This is a genomic window from Streptomyces sp. NPDC126510 (genome assembly GCF_040302345.1).
Taxonomy (GTDB): Bacteria; Actinomycetota; Actinomycetes; order Streptomycetales; family Streptomycetaceae; genus Streptomyces.
The window spans coordinates 47,426-63,508 of record NZ_JBEORR010000044.1 but is presented as its reverse complement, the minus strand read 5'-3'; the positions used below and the strand labels follow the sequence as shown (position 1 = coordinate 63,508).

General features: G+C 62.4%; 16 protein-coding genes. 5 read left to right on the top strand and 11 right to left on the bottom strand.

Annotated elements, in window-relative coordinates; genetic code table 11:
* From ABTX60_RS38710 to ABTX60_RS38670, 9 genes are all read right to left on the bottom strand, one after another.
* Positions 1 to 296, bottom strand: a 296-nt coding sequence (locus ABTX60_RS38710) for a leucine zipper domain-containing protein (RefSeq protein ID WP_352101579.1), incomplete at its 3' end; no start/stop codon positions are given.
* A 795-nt stretch (positions 297 to 1,091) separates the two neighbouring features.
* Positions 1,092 to 1,454: a hypothetical protein gene (locus ABTX60_RS38705; RefSeq protein WP_003946276.1), complete on the bottom strand. Its 363-nt coding sequence runs from the start codon at positions 1,452 to 1,454 to the stop codon at positions 1,092 to 1,094.
* 66 nt (positions 1,455 to 1,520) lie between these two features.
* On the bottom strand, positions 1,521 to 2,222 hold the full coding sequence (locus tag ABTX60_RS38700; RefSeq protein WP_037132739.1) for a hypothetical protein: 702 nt from the start codon (positions 2,220 to 2,222) through the stop codon (positions 1,521 to 1,523).
* An 85-nt stretch (positions 2,223 to 2,307) separates the two neighbouring features.
* Positions 2,308 to 2,898 carry a YfbU family protein gene (locus tag ABTX60_RS38695; RefSeq protein WP_256670339.1) on the bottom strand — a complete coding sequence of 197 codons (591 nt, stop codon included), beginning with the start codon at positions 2,896 to 2,898 and terminating at the stop codon, positions 2,308 to 2,310.
* A gap of 78 nt (positions 2,899 to 2,976) precedes the next feature.
* Entirely contained in the window at positions 2,977 to 3,318 is a 342-nt protein-coding gene (locus ABTX60_RS38690; RefSeq protein ID WP_003941834.1) for a hypothetical protein, read from the bottom strand.
* Positions 3,319 to 3,404: 86 nt separating this feature from the next.
* The gene (locus ABTX60_RS38685) at positions 3,405 to 5,459 is read right to left on the bottom strand and encodes a VWA domain-containing protein (RefSeq protein ID WP_003941839.1); all 2,055 of its coding nucleotides are present in this window, start codon (positions 5,457 to 5,459) and stop codon (positions 3,405 to 3,407) included.
* Positions 5,459 to 6,424 (bottom strand): PASTA domain-containing protein, encoded by a 966-nt coding sequence (locus ABTX60_RS38680; protein ID WP_003941836.1) that lies wholly within the window; start codon positions 6,422 to 6,424, stop codon positions 5,459 to 5,461. Before ABTX60_RS38680 ends, ABTX60_RS38685 begins: the two co-directional genes overlap by 1 nt.
* 198 nt (positions 6,425 to 6,622) lie before the next feature.
* Entirely contained in the window at positions 6,623 to 7,201 is a 579-nt protein-coding gene (locus ABTX60_RS38675; protein ID WP_003941835.1) for an IS110 family transposase, read from the bottom strand.
* A 458-nt stretch (positions 7,202 to 7,659) separates the two neighbouring features.
* On the bottom strand, positions 7,660 to 8,634 hold the full coding sequence (locus ABTX60_RS38670; protein ID WP_042926698.1) for a LysR family transcriptional regulator: 975 nt from the start codon (positions 8,632 to 8,634) through the stop codon (positions 7,660 to 7,662).
* A 197-nt stretch (positions 8,635 to 8,831) separates the two neighbouring features.
* On the opposite strand from ABTX60_RS38670, the gene ABTX60_RS38665 reads away from it, so the two are divergent.
* The 3 genes from ABTX60_RS38665 to ABTX60_RS38655 all read left to right on the top strand — a co-directional run bounded on the left by ABTX60_RS38665 (position 8,832) and on the right by ABTX60_RS38655 (position 11,695).
* Positions 8,832 to 9,236 carry a hypothetical protein gene (locus tag ABTX60_RS38665; protein ID WP_003941837.1) on the top strand — a complete coding sequence of 135 codons (405 nt, stop codon included), beginning with the start codon at positions 8,832 to 8,834 and terminating at the stop codon, positions 9,234 to 9,236.
* 57 nt (positions 9,237 to 9,293) lie between these two features.
* Positions 9,294 to 10,160: an alpha/beta fold hydrolase gene (locus tag ABTX60_RS38660; RefSeq protein ID WP_003941838.1), complete on the top strand. Its 867-nt coding sequence runs from the start codon at positions 9,294 to 9,296 to the stop codon at positions 10,158 to 10,160.
* A gap of 86 nt (positions 10,161 to 10,246) precedes the next feature.
* Positions 10,247 to 11,695: an aldehyde dehydrogenase family protein gene (locus ABTX60_RS38655; protein WP_003941841.1), complete on the top strand. Its 1,449-nt coding sequence runs from the start codon at positions 10,247 to 10,249 to the stop codon at positions 11,693 to 11,695.
* 104 nt (positions 11,696 to 11,799) lie between these two features.
* Here ABTX60_RS38655 and ABTX60_RS38650 read toward each other — a convergent pair whose 3' ends face one another.
* Both ABTX60_RS38650 and ABTX60_RS38645 read right to left on the bottom strand, forming a co-directional pair.
* Positions 11,800 to 13,125, bottom strand: coding sequence for an ISL3-like element ISPfr2 family transposase (locus ABTX60_RS38650; RefSeq protein WP_003941077.1), 1,326 nt, complete (start codon positions 13,123 to 13,125; stop codon positions 11,800 to 11,802).
* A gap of 632 nt (positions 13,126 to 13,757) precedes the next feature.
* The gene (locus ABTX60_RS38645) at positions 13,758 to 14,069 is read right to left on the bottom strand and encodes a putative quinol monooxygenase (protein WP_003941073.1); all 312 of its coding nucleotides are present in this window, start codon (positions 14,067 to 14,069) and stop codon (positions 13,758 to 13,760) included.
* A gap of 108 nt (positions 14,070 to 14,177) precedes the next feature.
* Between ABTX60_RS38645 and ABTX60_RS38640 the strand changes: the two genes are divergently transcribed.
* A complete protein-coding gene (locus tag ABTX60_RS38640; RefSeq protein WP_351944547.1) occupies positions 14,178 to 15,119 on the top strand; it encodes a GlxA family transcriptional regulator in 942 nt (313 codons plus the stop codon).
* Between the two features lie 458 nt (positions 15,120 to 15,577).
* Positions 15,578 to 16,039: a helix-turn-helix domain-containing protein gene (locus tag ABTX60_RS38635; protein ID WP_050794073.1), complete on the top strand. Its 462-nt coding sequence runs from the start codon at positions 15,578 to 15,580 to the stop codon at positions 16,037 to 16,039.
* The last annotated feature ends 44 nt before the right edge of the window (positions 16,040 to 16,083 follow it).

The window sequence follows — 16,083 nt, the reverse complement described above, 5'->3', positions numbered from 1 at the left end:
GTTCCATCCATTCGGAGTTCGAACGTGATTCGTGAGGCGGACCATTTCCGGGTTCGTCGCATCGACTCGATGTCGGCCACGACCTCCGCGGCTGTGGCGGTGGGTTGGTGTTTCGGTGCGCTGGAGCGGTCCTGTAGTCCCAGGTCACCATATTTGCGGTGACGGTTGACCCACGTGGAGGCGCATTGTCGTGAGATACCCATTTCGGCGGCGACGTGGGCGATCGGACGACTCTGGCAGCGCTCGATCAGGCGTCGTCTTCCCTCCACGGTGAGTGGAGCATTACGGTGTGTCACAGGGCTGGTCCTTCTTGGTCGAGAACGGTTGTGTCGCAACTCCCATTCTTACGCCGAGGACCAGCCCGTCTACTTCAATCCCTCGTCAGCAACGTCCATACCCACAACAGCTAGTCCGTGTGTTCACTTTCCTCAGTGGCCGGCGCTCTCAGTCCATCGCATCCCTATTGATGCTGTAAGAACGAAATCAGTGATAATGCAGGATGGTCGATCTGGCCATTTCCGAAATTTTCGCGCTCGGTTGTAAAACTCCCCGTACATCTGATGATGCACGGGGAGTTTTTTTACAGGGCCGGCTTACTTGCGCCCTGCTCCGTTCTTGGTCGGATCGACCAAGATGTAACCCTGGCCGGGCTTCGGCGTCGGAGGTAACGGTTTTCCTCGGACGGTCGTTCGCTCGTCTCCAGTGCGACCACCACGGGGGCCGACGATCTCTACCTGACCGGAGCGGGGCGCCGGTGTGCCAGGCTTGAGCGGTTTGGAAGCCATGGCTTCCTCCTTAAAATCTCTGCGCGTTCCTCTTCCCTTCGCAGACAAGGGAATCGCGAGGACTGAACACGCGCCCTTTTGACGGACGGATACAGAGAGTTATAGGTTGGCTTCCACCACAGAAGTACCAGCCCGCTCCCTGCGCCAATGCCCAGGAGCGGGCATTTCTGCATTTGTGAGTATAGGTCATGGTGCCGACATAAATCGCCAAAGAAGCGGTTTTGGCACAACATATTGTGTCTCTATTGATGAAATGTTCGCGTATGTTGTGTCCCGTGGTTGGTGGTATGGGGACTCCGGGCGCTCCTAGAACCTTGGCGCATGTCGGGGTGACAAGGGGTCGGCGACCATCACGTCGACAATCTGCTTCGATTTCTCAGGCCCGCGGGTGAACCGGCGAATCGGGTCATCTGTGAGTGGCATGACGAGCTCGTAGCCGAGATCTTCTAGCTGCTTCTTGATCTCGTTGAAGATGGCCGCGCCGCTTTCGATGTGCCGCACGATATCGACGTCGACAGTCGGCCGGTTGAGTGGCACCCCGGCTCGAGCTGCATGCAGCTGCACCATCAGCCCTCCGACCAGGGTCCATTGTTCGGAAGGGATGGTGTGGGCGAGTTCTGCAGCTTGCGGCCACGGTGTTGCCCACCGGCAGGAGCCGTCACCGTCCATTCGGGACGCTCAGAGGCAGCCTGCTCCGGCTTCGGAAACGCGGTTCGGTCGGGCCGCTGTGGCCTGTCAGCGGAAGTCATCGAGCAGCTCCTGTAGGACGCGAGTGCCGGCGCTGCGCTCACGAGTGTCGAGGGATTCCATCAGGTCAACGGCCACGGCCGCGATCGGCAGTGTTGTCGTGTCGAAGAACGGGTTCAGAGCGGTGACGACCCGCAGGGTGACGTCTCCGTCAGGAGACAGCATCCCGAACTGTTCGACGATGTCCTCGAAAGCGTCATCGACGATGTACCCGTCGGCTTTGTCACCCAGGGTCGAGGACAGTCCGAATCGGGCAGCCCTTTCCGGTACGTGAATGATGGCACTGACTCCGGTGGCAGCGAGGTGGCCGTCCCTGATCAGGGCGTCTGCATCTCCGTCCCATGTATCCATGTGGTGTGTGGTGGCGCGGTTCCTGGCGAGGTACGCCACCTCGTCCGCGTTGGACCGACGTAAACGATGTTTGAGTCGGGTGATCTGTTCTGGCGGTGAGATCCAGTCGACTGTGCGGTGAGAGAGCAGTGCCAGCGCAGCCCATGCGACGTCCGGGTTCCACGGGCGGCCGCGGCGGCGAGTGGTCTGAGCGATGCGATGCACGGATGCGCTGCTGAGTAGGAGGGATTTGCCGACCTCGCGGGTGATGGTGATGGTGCCGGCGCGCGCCAATCTGGTGACCTGACGTTCGGTCACCGCAAGTGCGGCTGCCGCATCGTGCACCGTCATCTCATCCATAGATTATATGGTCGCATTTACGACCATATAAAGCAATAATCACAGTAAAAACCTATTGGATCTATACAGCAGGTAGGGAGTTCTGTCAGCACCCAACCACGTCGAAGGCGACGAAGTTGGACAGGGTGATCGGCCGCGGATACTTCCCCAGAGCGTCCACTACCGATTCTGCGCGCAGACGTTCCTCACCCGCACGTAGGTGCAGCCAGGACTCCAGTAGGAAGTCGACGTAGCTCGCCATGTGATTTTCCTGCGGGTCGTTGTGATTGAAGCCCTGGAACTCGAGTTCGAACGCCAGCTTGTCCTCGACGGGCGTCCGGTTCTTTGAGTGGTGGTCGATGCCGTAGGTGATGATCCGGAACATCTCGAGGATGTCGGACACGCGCCCGCAGTCGTGTTTCGGCAACTCGGTGTTGAATCCTGCGACTTGGTACCAGTTGTTAACGACGGTTGAAAAGTAGTCCAGAAACGACGGGGCGGGTTCTAGCCATCGTTGCAACAGTTGACGTGGCTTGAGGTTAGCAGTGACTCGAATAGTTCTGTGGGAGTGCAGTCTTGGATAACTCGGCGGGGTCGGCGATTGAGTTCGCTCTCGACCGCCAGGAGATGCTGCGGCGAATGCACTCTCAGGTCGGTGCCCTTGGGGAAGTAGTCCCGCAGCAGTGAGCTGCTCCACGGAAGTTGGACTGAGAATTCAGGTCCGACTCCCCGGGACCGGTTCACTTGTGTGTGGCGCTCGATCTATTTCATGCTGTCAGGTACTCGCCGGAGTTCGCAAAGACTTGCCGCGGAACGTCCGCGAGTGGACGGTGAACCAAACTGCCAGTAGCAGTGAGACCGCGGCGGTGCCCGCCGTTACCCACCACCACAGCGGTATTGGTGCCTTCACTGTGATCTGATACGCGGTGACTGCTTCGTTCCCCGATGGATTTACCGTCCTGACGATTATCGTGTGTGTGCCGAAGTCGAGGTCCGGGGGGATGACGACGTGGAGATCGAGTGGGCCGTCTTGCGTCGTGAATCCTGTCGCCAGGGTGCGTGGGATGCTTCGAATCTCGGCTTCGTAGTAGGTGCCGGCCGGGACCACAGTGTTCATGGTCTGGATACAGCGGGCGGGTTCGGTGGCTTGCACGTTCGGGACGGCGTGCAGTGCGCACTCGACTCCGGTGGTGAATTCCGCGGTTAGTGGTGCCTGGCGGACGATGGAGCTTCATGTGGAGCTGCATAAGAGCTGGTCGACCACTGCGCGATCGCGCCCGCTATCCGGCTGTAGCCCAGTTCGTTAGGGTGGACGAGTTCTTGCTTGTTCGCATTCAGGCCCACGAACTGCTGGGCTGCGAGGCCGGCGCCCTGGCCGAAGGTGGCGCCGTTGATTCCTGACGCGGAGCCGTCGCACAGTGTGTTCACCGGTTGCATCGACCGCTCGACGGTGTCGATCCAGTAGATCTGGCGGGCGTCATTCTGTGCGGCGCTCACCGACCGCGCCAGGACTCTGTTGAGTTCTCGGACAACCTTGTTGGCATACGCAACCTCCCTGGCGGAGAACTCGCCGCACGTGACGCCGACGGTGTCGGGGAACGGCAGCGGATAGCCGAGCACGAGCAGCGGAGCTTCACTACCGTCGCGTTGGTCGAGTTCCGCCTTGGTGTTCAGGGCGTCGTACACCTTCCGGTAGGTGCCGGGCAGTTGTGTGCTCAGGTCGTCGAGTTTCTGGCGTACGGTGCGCTGCCTGACTGCATCGTTGTCGACCAGTCCTTGAGCGTTCGCATCCGCGTATCCGCAGGTGGAAATGGTCTCCTTGAGGTGGACACCGTCGAGGGTGTCCAGCCTGGCATCGTAGTTCGGGTACAAGCAGCCGGTGACGATGTCGGCGAATCCGATATCGTTGCCCCCGATACTGAGAAAGGCTGCATCGACGGTGGGTCCGTCGTCCATCTGGGCGACCTGGGAGTCGTATGTGACCCGGCCAGGCTGAGGTCCGAACAGGTTCGTTTGAACTGCACCGGAGCACGCGTAGTTTTTGGTGTGCTCGATCCCGAAAAGCTGTGTCACATGGGTGGATTGGGACCGATGGCACCATTCGTCCACACGACTGTTGCCGGGAAGGTATCGGCCGGCGCCCTCGCCGGCGGCGTAGGAGTCGCCGAATACCGCGACCGTGGAGCCATTGTCGAGGAGTGCCTTGACTACCCCGCCCGCCACGGAGCGAAGGTCGATCTTGATGGTGCCCTCTGCCATGGCTGCGGCGGCGGGTCGGGCGGCGGTAGCGATGACCCGGTAGTTCGCGGTTCGGTCCTGGGTTGCATTCGAGTCCGCGGGTCGCAGCTTCCACTCGAAGTTTGCACTGTGCCCTGCGGGGATGTTGCCGAGTCGCGCGACGGGCGGGATGACGACAGGGAAGAGAGCCTGGTCGGTGTCCGCGCGAAACGAGAGGGACAGTCGCACGTCGTTGACGGCTCGTGCCGACGAGTTGGTGACGTTCGCTGTCAGTGTGACGTCGGCGCCGCCCGCTACGGTATCGGGAGCCGAGATCGTCAACGCCAACTCGGGAATCATCAGTTCCTTGAGCCTCTTCTGCATTTCGTCCACGTCTGCGATGTCGCTGTAGCGGCCACCTGTGGTGGATGCGATGCATTCGAGTTCGGTGCGACCTTGTCCCGACAGCTGGAAGCCCAGCGCCTCGACTGTGACGTCGAACCCTTCGGCGACGATCTGTTTCGCCGTGTCGCACGGAGCCTGGCCACAGTTGCTTTCGCCGTCCGAGATGAGGACCACGGTGGCAGTGGTGATGCCGTTGGCCTTCAGCGAATCGACCGACGCACGAAGAGCCGGACCTGTCGGTGTCCCGCCGTCCGCTTTCAGACCGGACACCTGGGCCATCAGCGTGTCGGTGTCCTTGCGCACACCTCCGTCTGCGCCGGCAAGAAATGACCCGGGATCGCAGTTGCTGCCGGCTGTCGGGTACGTCCAGAGGCCCAGCGGTGTGCTCGAGGAAGCCGTGTCCCCGACGATCCTGCTCAGGCTCTGCTTAGCGCCGGTCAGCTTGTTCTTGCCGTTCGCGTCGTTGTCGTTCATCGAACCGGACAAGTCCATGACCATAAGCAGGGCCGCCGGTGCGGCGGACACCGCACGGGTGGGTGGAGTGGTCGGTGTCTGTGCCGCAGACGAAACGGGCAGCAGGCAAGCCGACACGAGGATCACGAGCAATGCACCGAGTCTCGGCCACCAGTTGGCCATCAGTTGTCCTCGGTGAGATCTACGATGGCCTGCTGGCTGCCGAGAATGGTCGGGTCGGCGAGGACGGCTTCGGTGTCTCTCGACGATCCGCTGTCGGTGAGCGCGGTCGCGACGACGGTTAGTTGCAGTGCCCCCGAGACACGTGCGTAGAGGTCTGCGGGCTGGCCGTAGCCAGCGTCGACGGCCGCGACCGGTGTGCCGTCTGCGAACACCTCGACGCGGACCCTGGTGCCGGGCATGGAATCGGTGGGAACCCCGACCGTGGCGCGCATCTCGTCGACCGCGTGGGCCAGATTCCACACCGACTTGCGCGGCTTGGCAGTGCCAGGTTTGTTCGCGGTGCAGGTCACCGAGTTCTCATATTTCTTGCCGTCCATCGACTCCGACCCGGTACCGCACCCGCTCTCCATGGCGTCGAGCTTCGAAGGGTAGGCGGATCCGGGGGACTGAGCGACAGTGAGGGTAACCGCGTCGGGAATCGGTGCACCGACTGGTGGATCCACGTCGAGCGCACCGTCTCGGACCGCGTCCGGTTGGTAGCGGCTCTTCACGATCACCTGCGCACCGAGTTCCTGCAGTTCCGAGATCACCTCCGTAGCCGAGCGGTTCTCGATGACGGGCACCTGGGCCGACGTCGAAACAACCAGCGTCACCTTCGCCGTATCGGAACTGCCGAACGGTGGTGTCTGCTCGATGACGATGCCCGGACGTCCGGCGGCCGCGCGGGTGGTCACCTCGACACGGTCGACCGGGATTCCGCTGTCAGCGAGGATTTGCTTCGATGCGTCGGAGCCGAGACTGCGCAGGTCAGGCATGGCACCCGATGCGATATCGGCAGCAAAATCGTCGAGGGTGCCGTCGTCGGGACGGGCAGCGGTACTCGATTCCTGGCGAGCTACCAGTTCGTTCTGCAGCCACCATCCGGAGGCGAGTCCGGAGCCAAACAGCGCCAGCGCCGTGAACAAGCTGGCGAGCACCTTCCTGCGGGTGCCCCAGCCGTCGTACCAAGGTCGGGTCGACGCCAGCGATGGTGTCGGGGGTTGCACTTGCGGAAGCGAAGTTGCAGATCCTAGTTGCGGCGGTTTGCCGGGTTTCGATGACCAGAAGGGCAAGGTTGTCACTCCTGTCATGGCGAACGAATGGCGAACTTGGATTTTCGGCTATTAAGCGACGCCTTGTCTATCGGCTGAACAGGCGATCTCCTTTATCTGACTGTATGCCAACGATTTTCGTGCATCCACACCAAGTTCGACGGTGCGAACCAAAGCTGTCAACGCATTGACCGCGCGCGTCCGTTCGCACGTCATCTGCTCGCGCGCGACCACGAGAACGCGCATCGCCACTCGCGATCCGTCCGCACGTGGTCGGCGCAGTCGATCGATGTCGACGGACAGAACTGACCGGGCGATACGAGCGGCGTCGAGATCGTCGGTCTTACCGACTCCTCTCCGATCCGCCGAACCCATCACGGAGGGTTCGGCTACCGGGAATCCCGCCGCAAGAACGCGGTCGGAGAGTCCGGCGCCGTAGGAGCCGATGCCTTCGATGACGACGAGGGCGGCTTGTTGACCTGCCCTGTGTGCAATCCACGTGCGGGCCCGATCAAGACCCGCCGGGCTTGCCGGAAAACTTGCTTTGTCCTGTACCGCACCGGTTGCGGCGGCCACGACACACAGCGCATGGGCCGCGGCGTGGGTATCTACCCCGATGACGATCTCGTAGTTATCTGCGACGATAGGCATAGCGACGGATGTCCTTTCCGATGGGCGACGTCGTTGTCGGCGTCGGCCCGGAAAGAGCACTTCGAGGCAGGCCTGTAACGGGCCACGACCTCGCGGCAACGAGGTCGGGCAGGCTTCTGATTAAGCCACCGAAGCAAGACCGGACCGGCGTCGCCGCCACAATAGAGTGGACAAACCCCGGCCAGTGCATCCGAAAGGAGCAAAGCGATTCATGAGTCACACGGCGTTGTAGCGACGACACCTATCCTGTCAGCCAGCCCCGGGCCGGCCACTACAAACACTTACATGCGATTCACTGTGGGCCTGGGTGTGCGTTTTGACCATCGACAAAACGGATGATTCATCCTGCCGTCGCCAATATTTAGTAGTAGCGGAAGTCGCTGCCAGGTGCGCACGGCGATCAGACTGCGCTCACTGCCAGGACCGGCTAGCCTGATCCTCAAGTGCGCGGCGAGACGTTACGAAGTGAGCTTGGCCGGAAAACGGTCGAGCAAGGAGGTCACACCTTCGACCGCGGGCATCCATGAATTCGGCACAGGGCGGGCTGTAGCAACGCTGCGAGCAGCCTCTACGAAGTCGCGAGTCAATAGAGAATCGACGTCTGATCGCCAACCGATAGATAACGGCGTTGGTGGTATGCCGGTGACAGGAACGAACGCTAGTCCTGGCCGAGAATAGAACCGCTGCGTCGATGCTTGCGAGAACGCGACGCCCTTCTTCGACAAGATCGCTTCGAAACACTCGTCGACCGTTGAAACCTCGGCTCCGAGCCGAACGTCATGCCCATCGCGAGAGCTCAGTGCGAGCCAGAAGTCACGCCACTCGTCGGTACTGCGACGAGCAACGAATGGCTGACCTGTGAGATCCTCGACACTGATCGAATCATGTTGCGCAAGAGGGGAGTCCGAGCTAACGACCAGCACTCGCGGTTCGATGAAAAGGGTGTCGAGCGCGAGCCAGTCCGCAACGACGACGGGCGGCCTGATGAACGCTACGTCCACCGTGCCGTCGCCTAGTCCGACGTAGGGGTCGGAGAAGTCGAACGATTGCATTTCCACCTCGACATCCGGGTGCATCGAGCGAAATGCCGACAGGATGTCCGGGGTCAGCTCAGCGGCAGCATTCGCCTGGAATCCGATAACGAGATTGCTGCGCGCACTGCGGCCGACTTGCCGGGTGAGCGACGCAATGCGCTCGGCATCCGAGAGTAGCTGACGGCTTCCTTCCAAGAGCCTCACCCCTGCCGGCGTCAGGGCCACATGACGGCTGTCACGAATGAACAGCGCTGTCCCCAGAGAGTGCTCAAGCTTTCGAATCTGAACACTCAGAGATGGTTGGGCGATATGGAGCCGTGCAGCCGCACGGCCGAAGTGCAGTTCCTCCGCCACCGCCACGAAGTACGACAGCGGCCTCAACTCCAGGGGTAAGCGCACATCGCCGATGCTATTCGGCCAGGTAGATGCACACCAATAGTTGTTTCCTATCGATCGGAAGGGTCATTGGTATTGGACGTACCCGTCGATTGTCGGTGTGATGGGTGTCATGTTCGCGACGGTGAAGCACTAGCAATCACCCTTCGATCATCCCCGTTCCAGAAATAATCCGGCACACAAGTCGACGAAGGAAAACAATGACTGCCACCATCACTCAGACCCCCCAGCAGTGGGCCGATGCGTTCGAGCAGGCCTCGGATCAGGATCCCGAAATCCAGGCGCACGGCAAGTACTTCACTTGTTCGTACCTCTTGGACATGGGCACACATACCTTCGTCGTCGAGATGACGACCGGCAAAGTACACGCCATCACGGTCGATCCCGGCCCCCTCGACCGCCCGTACCAGTTCGCCATCCGGGCCAGTGCCAAGACCTGGCAGGGGTTCGGCGTGCCCGTACCCGCGCCGATGTACCACGGGATCTGGGCTGCCTCATTCCAACGGGACATGAAGCTCGAAGGCGACGTGCTGGTTCTCATGCAGAACTTGCGGTGCGTGACACGCCAGATCGAACTGCTCCGCACTGTCGGTGTGCCGGTCTGATTCACCAGCGCCACCCAAACCAGTTCAAAATCTCCCCCCAACGAAGGAACCCTCGAGATGAGCAAGATTTCCCCGGTGACGGGACACTACGTCGACGTCGACGTCGACGGCCTGCTGTACAAGGTCTTCTACCTGGAGAACGGCACCGGTCAGCCCTTGGTGTGCCAGCACACCGCCGGGGCTCACAACCATCAGTGGCGCGGGCTGCTGGAAGACGAAGAGATCACCGCGAATTATCGCGTCATCGCCTACGACCTACCTCGACATGGAAAGTCCGATCCGCCGGAGAACACCGAGTGGTGGACCGAGGAATACAAACTCTCGGCTGACCACTACGCCAATTTCATCGTTGCACTCGTTGATGCGCTCGAACTCGAGAATCCGATCTTCATGGGATCCTCGTTCGGCGGCAACATCGCCCTGCAGCTTGCGCTGCGCAATCCGGATCGCTTCGCCGGCGTCATCCCTGTCGAAGGTGCCGACTACTCGCCTGGCTTCTACCTCGACTGGTGGCAGCACCCGCACGCGAACGCAGCGCAGGTGTGCGCCAGCGGCACGTGGGATCTCATGGCTCCCCAGTCACCGGAGGCAGATCGCTGGAAGACCTGGTTCTATTACACCCAGGGATCCGAAGCGTTCAAGGGCGACCTGCACTTCTACTCGGTCGATCACGATCTGCGCGACAAGCTCGATCAGATCGACGGCGATCGCTGCCCCGTCGTGATGTTGACCGGCGACTACGACTACCTGACCACGCCGGAAGACAGCGCCCGAACGGCCGCGCAAATCAAGAACGCGCAGTTCATCGAGATGAAAGACATCGGTCACTTCCCGATGAGCGAGAACCACGCAGTCTTCCGCACCTACCTCATCCAAGCGCTCGAGATTCTCCAGAAGAACGCAGCCACCGCTGCATCCGTCTGACCTGTCCAGTACATCAACGCGCTCGCCGGCCACCGCAACAAGGGGGTCGGCGAGCAGTTGTTTGTACACTTCGAAGAGGAATACCGATGAGCATTAAACACTTTCCATTCCTGATCGCCGGCGAGGCGACGACGACCGATAGCCGTATCGAGATCCGCAATTCATTCGACGGTCGGATTGTCGCAACTGTGTCCGAGGCGGATCCGGTGCACATCGAGTCCGCGATCGCAGCTGCCTCGGCGGTGGCCACCGAATTCGCGAGTACACCCGTGCATATCCGCGCAGACGCTCTTATACACATATCAACGCGTCTGAACGACCGCCACGAGGAGATTGCCCAGCTCATCTCAGCCGAATCCGGCAAGCCAATCAAGTGGGCGCGTGTCGAGGTTACCCGCGCCGCTACCACCTTCCGGTGGGCAGCCGAGGAGGCCAGGCGCTGGAGTGGACACATGCAACGACTCGATACCGATGCAGGCTCGGACGGTCGTTTGGCTCTGGTTCACCGGGTCCCGCGCGGCCCCATCCTCGGGATCGCCCCGTTCAACTTTCCGCTCAACTTGGTCGCCCACAAAGTTGCGCCGGCGCTCGCCGTCGGTGCGCCGATCATCGTCAAGCCTGCGCCAGCGACACCGCTGTCGAGTCTGGTGCTCGGTGAGCTGCTGGCGGAAACGTCACTGCCAGAAGGCGCGTGGTCCGTGTTGACGGTCTCGAACGAAAAGGCTTCGGAGATGGTCCAGGATCCGCGTCTGCCGGTGGTCTCATTCACCGGTTCGGTTCCTGTGGGGTGGGCCATCCGCGATCGGGTGCCGCGAAAACACGTCACGCTCGAATTGGGAGGAAACGCCGCCGTCGTGGTGTGTGAAGACTGGTCCGATGAAGCCGGACAGGACTTCGCGGCCGAACGAATTGCGCGGTTCTCGATGTACCAAGCTGGTCAGTCCTGCATCGCGGTGCAGCGAGTATTCTTGCACGACAAGCACTACGAGAGCATGCGGCAACGGATACTGTCCTGGATCGGCATGTTGTCCACCGGTGCACCCGACGACGACGCTACCGATGTCGGTCCACTGATCGACGAGCGTGCTGCCGTGCGTGTGGAGCAGTGGATCGACGAGGCGGTGGCAGGCGGTGCGACCGTTCTCGCCGGTGGCGGACGAGTGGGGGCCGTTGTCGAGCCCACCGTGATCGAGGACGCGCCCCGCGGCGCGCGGGTACTCGACGACGAAGTCTTCGGACCTGTCGTGGCGCTCTGCAAGGTCTCCTCGGACGAGGATGCGTTCGAGAAGGTCAATGAGTCTCGGTTCGGTTTGCAGGCAGGGGTTTTCACCTCAAACCTGCAGACCGCTTTTCGCGCCTCACGTGTTCTGAACGTCGGTGGAGTCATCGTCGGTGATGTCCCGAGCTACCGCGCCGATCAGATGCCGTACGGGGGCGTGAAGGACTCTGGGACAGGCAAAGAGGGAGTCCTTTCGGCAATGGAAGATCTCACTGAGGAGAAGGTGCTCGTTCTGACCGGCATCGACGTTCTGTAGAGCGATGGTTGCCGTTGATCCACGCACGTGGTTCGTTCGTCCACGACATCAGCCGACGGCGTCTTCGCATGAACGCCTCAGATCATTTCTGCCGGTTTGGGGGCTCATCCCAATCGGGGGTGTAGGAGTTGGGGTCTGAAGCCGCCGGTCTCGAGCAGGCTTCGGGCGATGTAGTTGGTCAGGTTGCGGAACCCGAGTGCGGAGCTGCGCAGGTGTTCGAGCCGTCCGTTGAGCGCCTCGGTCGGCCCGTTGCTGGTGCCGGGTCGTTCGAAGTAGGCGAGCACGTCAGCGGCTCGCTTCTTCAGGGTCCGGCCCAGGGTGGTGAGCTCGGTGAGCACCTTGGGGACGCCGGCGCTGAGGTCGGTGATCAGCTTCTCCATGAGCTCGCGGCCACGTTGCCGGTCCTCGTGGCGATAGGCGGCGATCATGCGCTGGTAGACACCCCAGGTCGCCTCGACCTCGACGTGAGCGTCATCAACGAACAGCGCGCGTAGCCTGTCGCTCTGCTTGTCGGTGAGCAGGTCCGCGCCGGTGTGCAGCGTGCGCCGCGACTTGTAGAGCGGGTCGTCCCTGAACCCACGGTGCCCGTGGATCGCGAGTTGGACCCGGCGCCGGCACCTGTCGAGGGCGTCACCGGCCAGGCGCACGACGTGGAAGGGATCCATCACCGTGACCGCGTCCGGGATCTCCTCTGCAGCGGCGGTCTTGAACCCGGTGAAGCCGTCCATCGCGACCACCTCGACCGCGTCACGGAAGGCGTCGTCGCGGTCGGCGAGCCAGGTCTTGAACGCCGCCTTCGACCGGCCCTCGACCATGTCCAGCAGCCTTGCTGGGCCGGCGCCATCGCGGACCGGGGTGAGGTCGATGATCACGGTGACGTACTTGTCGCCACGCCTGGTGTGGCGCCAGACGTGCTCATCGACGCCAATGACCTTCACGCCCTCGAACCGCGTGGGGTCGTTGATCAGCAGCCGCTTGCCTTCAGCCAGGACCGCGTTGTTGGCGGTGTCCCACGCGAGCCCGAGTCCCTCGGCGACACGGGCGACGGTGAGGTGTGCGACCACGATCCCTTCCAGCGCCCACCGCAGCCCGGTGCGCGAGAGCTTCGCGCGTGGCTCCGCCGCGGCGCTGGTGTCTTGGCGCCACACGTGTCCGCAGTCGGCACAGCGGTAGCGGCGCACTACAACTTCCAGCACGGTCGGTCGCCAGCCCAGCGGCTCGTGGGCCAACCGCCGGATCACGGTGTCACGAGCAGCGCCTTCGCTGCCGCACCGTCGGCACCACTGATCTGGTTCCACCACGCGGCACGCGAGGACCGCACGATCCGGTTCAAGTCGTTGTCCGGTCACGCTCAGACCGAGGCCGTCGAGTCGAGCGAAGGCGGTCAGGTCAGGGCGGCCGAAGCCGGCCGGCGGGGTAGCGTCGGACACGTCGAGGTCTTTCGGATGGATGGCGTAGGAACCTCCGTCGTCGGGAGACCTCGACGTCTATCTGCGGACCGACGCGCCCGGCCGACTTACACCGTCATCTGAGAAGACCCCTGAAACGTCTTCGACGACGACGGGACCGGCGAGGAGGAGGGCGCGGTGAGCTAAAGGAATGGAGCTTGCTCGGCTTCGACGCCGCCGCAAGCTCCGGTGAAACGGTCGGTACTGGTCGGTCGACGTCGGTCACCACCGGATGGCGGCGTCCCCCACGCTCGGCGTTTGCGCAGGTCAGTGGCTCGTTCGCCCAGTGGGCGCATCAAGCGATAGACGCAAAGCCGATGTGATTAGGTCGTCGGTTCGATTCCGACAGGCGGCTCCGGCGAACAGCCCCTGACCTGCGGAAACGCAGGGCAGGGGCGGTTCGGTTCTGGTGGTCGCGCGATGCGCTGGCCTCACGGCTCTGCCCGACACCGACGTCGCTCTCCTCTGCGACGGAACCCTCGCCGGCTGAGCGCTCGCGGCCGGCATCCTGTCCGTGTGCCGATAGGCCTCGCACCGCTCGGCAACGCAGCGTGGCGTTGCGTCGCGACCTGGCGACGGCTCGGCGGGGCGCGATCGTCTCGTGCGTTGGCGGACTACGGGAGCTTGGACGCGAGGACGTCGGCCGCCAGGATCTCGGGTGCTGCGCCGAGGAGGTGCTGGTTGGCCATCAGGGCTGCGACGATGGCGCCGTTGGCGTGGGCGTCGCGAGCGGCCTCGTCGGGGAATGCATCGAAGATCCAGAAGGTGTCGGCGTGGGTCCTGACCGCGAACCAGACAATCGTTCCTACTTCTTCGTTGGCGAGCGCGACAGCGCCGGCGAGCAGATCGGCGAGCGCGTCGTGCTGTCCATCGGCCGCGACGATCTTGGCGACGAAGGCATACGGAAGTGATGCGGGTGTGGACATGAGGGGTTCTCCTAGGTGTCGAGGTTTCTTGGTGAAGCGAGTTAAGCGTATGACGAGCAAGGGCATGTGAGAAGTGGCGTATACGGCAGTATTGCTATTGTTCGCGCCATGCGTATCGGACTGATCGCGATCGACGGCTGCTTCGGTTCGGCTGTCGCGTCGATCATCGACATCGTGCGGGTGGCCGACGGAGCCCGCGGCGATGTCGACCCGCGGATCGACCCGATCGAACTCGCCATCCTCGGACCGAAACGGAGAGTGACCACGACGGCATCGATGACCCTGTCGGTGGACCACCCGCTGTCGGAGTCCGCAGAGTTCGACGTGGTCGTCGTCCCTGCGCTTGGAACCCTCACGGCCGCCGCTACCAACGACGCCCTCCAGAGCCGAGATGCTCGTTCGGTCATCGCCTCGCTCGGGCGCCTCGACGACGCGACCACCCGGATCGCCGCGGCGTGCACCGGCGTGTTCGCCGTCGCCGAGACCGGACGGATGCATCATCGGCGGGCGACGACCAGCTGGTTCCTGGGGCCGGAGTTCCTGAAGCGCTATCCGACCGTCGCCCTCGATCTCGACACCATGGTCGTGGTCGACGGGAACCTCGTCACCGCCGGCGCCGCGTTCGCCCACATCGACCTCGCGCTCTCACTCGTGCGATCGATCAGCCCCGATCTGGCCCAACATGTCGCCAAGCTCCTCATCATCGACGAGCGTCCGTCGCAGGCGGCCTTCGTCGCCTACGAACATCTCCGGCACGAGGACCCGATCGTCGTCGAGTTCGAACGCTTCGTGCGCGCCCGCCTGGACGAACCGTTCAACGTCGCCTTCGTCGCGCAGTCGCTCGGCACCAGCCGGCGCACCCTCGAACGACGAGTCCGTGCGGCGCTCAACCTCACTCCGCTCGGCTTCGTCCAACGGCTTCGCATCGAACGAGCTCGGCACCTCTCAGCAACCACGGACCTCACCTCCGCCGAGATCGCGCTACGGGTCGGCTACGCGAACGCCGAGACTCTGCGCTCCCTCCTGCGTAGGGAGCGACGCCGTTCCTGACCTATCGCCATGCCTGTAGCCGGTGTCCTAGTGCTCGGTTGGAACCACCTCTCAGCACGTCGCGTCGACGCTCCTGCGTCGCCCCTGGACGACCCACTCGACACGCCCGCAGCACAGGCCATGTGACGTGTCCCGGCTTCCCGGACGGTCGGGGTTGGGTGGCTGTGATGTCGCTGCGTTCTCGTCGAGGGGGTCAGCAGACTCGATCAGGGTCGATTGGGATGAGACGCGAAGGCGGTCAGGTCAGGGCGGCCGAAGCCGGCCGGCGGGGTAGCGTCGGTCACGTCGAGGTCTTTCGGATGGATGGCGTAGGAACCTCCATCGTCGGGAGACCTCGACGTCTACCTGCGGACCGACGCGCCCGGCCGACCTACACCCTCATCTGGGAAGAGCCACTATGATCCCATGTTGTCCCTACTTTCCGAGACGGGTCCCTTAATTTTCGCTGTGAGGACCAAATGTTTAGTGATCAGTTGAATGCGTTGTTCGACCACTCGGCGCGGATCGGCTGCCCGATTACGCAAGTGCAGCTGGCGGACGCGCTCAATGCCCGAGGTCACCAAATTTCGCATCCGTATATTTCGCAGTTGCGGCGAGGGAAGCGTTCGAATCCGTCTCCGGAGATCGTGGCGATACTCGCCGACTTCTTTGGTGTCGACAAAGACTATTTCTATCTTCCCGCCGTTAATCCTGATTTTCCGACGGCGTCGGAAGTGATCGAACGTCTCGACCAAGTACCTTTACGGAGACTCCTCGCTCAAGCGGACGGACTTTCTGACAGGTCGATGGGTATTGTCATTGAGATGGCTGAGCGTCTGCGCCACGCAGAGGGCTGCCCTGTGGTTACTGGAAACGGATTCTGGATATTCTGGTCCCACCCGGATGTACCTCCAATCGAAAGCGCAGAGTGCGGCCCATGAAAGAATAAGGTTTCGATTTTTTAAGAATGTTGGTTTTTGTATGT

Coding starts and splice junctions, on each gene's coding strand:
- ABTX60_RS38685 (WP_003941839.1), bottom strand. CDS start 5,459: ATGGCCAACTGGTGGCCGAGACTCGGTGCATTGCTCGTGATCCTCGTG.
- ABTX60_RS38690 (WP_003941834.1), bottom strand. CDS start 3,318: ATGAACACTGTGGTCCCGGCCGGCACCTACTACGAAGCCGAGATTCGA.
- ABTX60_RS38700 (WP_037132739.1), bottom strand. CDS start 2,222: ATGGATGAGATGACGGTGCACGATGCGGCAGCCGCACTTGCGGTGACC.
- ABTX60_RS38665 (WP_003941837.1), top strand. CDS start 8,832: ATGACTGCCACCATCACTCAGACCCCCCAGCAGTGGGCCGATGCGTTC.
- ABTX60_RS38655 (WP_003941841.1), top strand. CDS start 10,247: ATGAGCATTAAACACTTTCCATTCCTGATCGCCGGCGAGGCGACGACG.
- ABTX60_RS38640 (WP_351944547.1), top strand. CDS start 14,178: ATGCGTATCGGACTGATCGCGATCGACGGCTGCTTCGGTTCGGCTGTC.
- ABTX60_RS38635 (WP_050794073.1), top strand. CDS start 15,578: ATGTTTAGTGATCAGTTGAATGCGTTGTTCGACCACTCGGCGCGGATC.
- ABTX60_RS38660 (WP_003941838.1), top strand. CDS start 9,294: ATGAGCAAGATTTCCCCGGTGACGGGACACTACGTCGACGTCGACGTC.
- ABTX60_RS38675 (WP_003941835.1), bottom strand. CDS start 7,201: ATGCCTATCGTCGCAGATAACTACGAGATCGTCATCGGGGTAGATACC.
- ABTX60_RS38705 (WP_003946276.1), bottom strand. CDS start 1,454: ATGGACGGTGACGGCTCCTGCCGGTGGGCAACACCGTGGCCGCAAGCT.
- ABTX60_RS38645 (WP_003941073.1), bottom strand. CDS start 14,069: ATGTCCACACCCGCATCACTTCCGTATGCCTTCGTCGCCAAGATCGTC.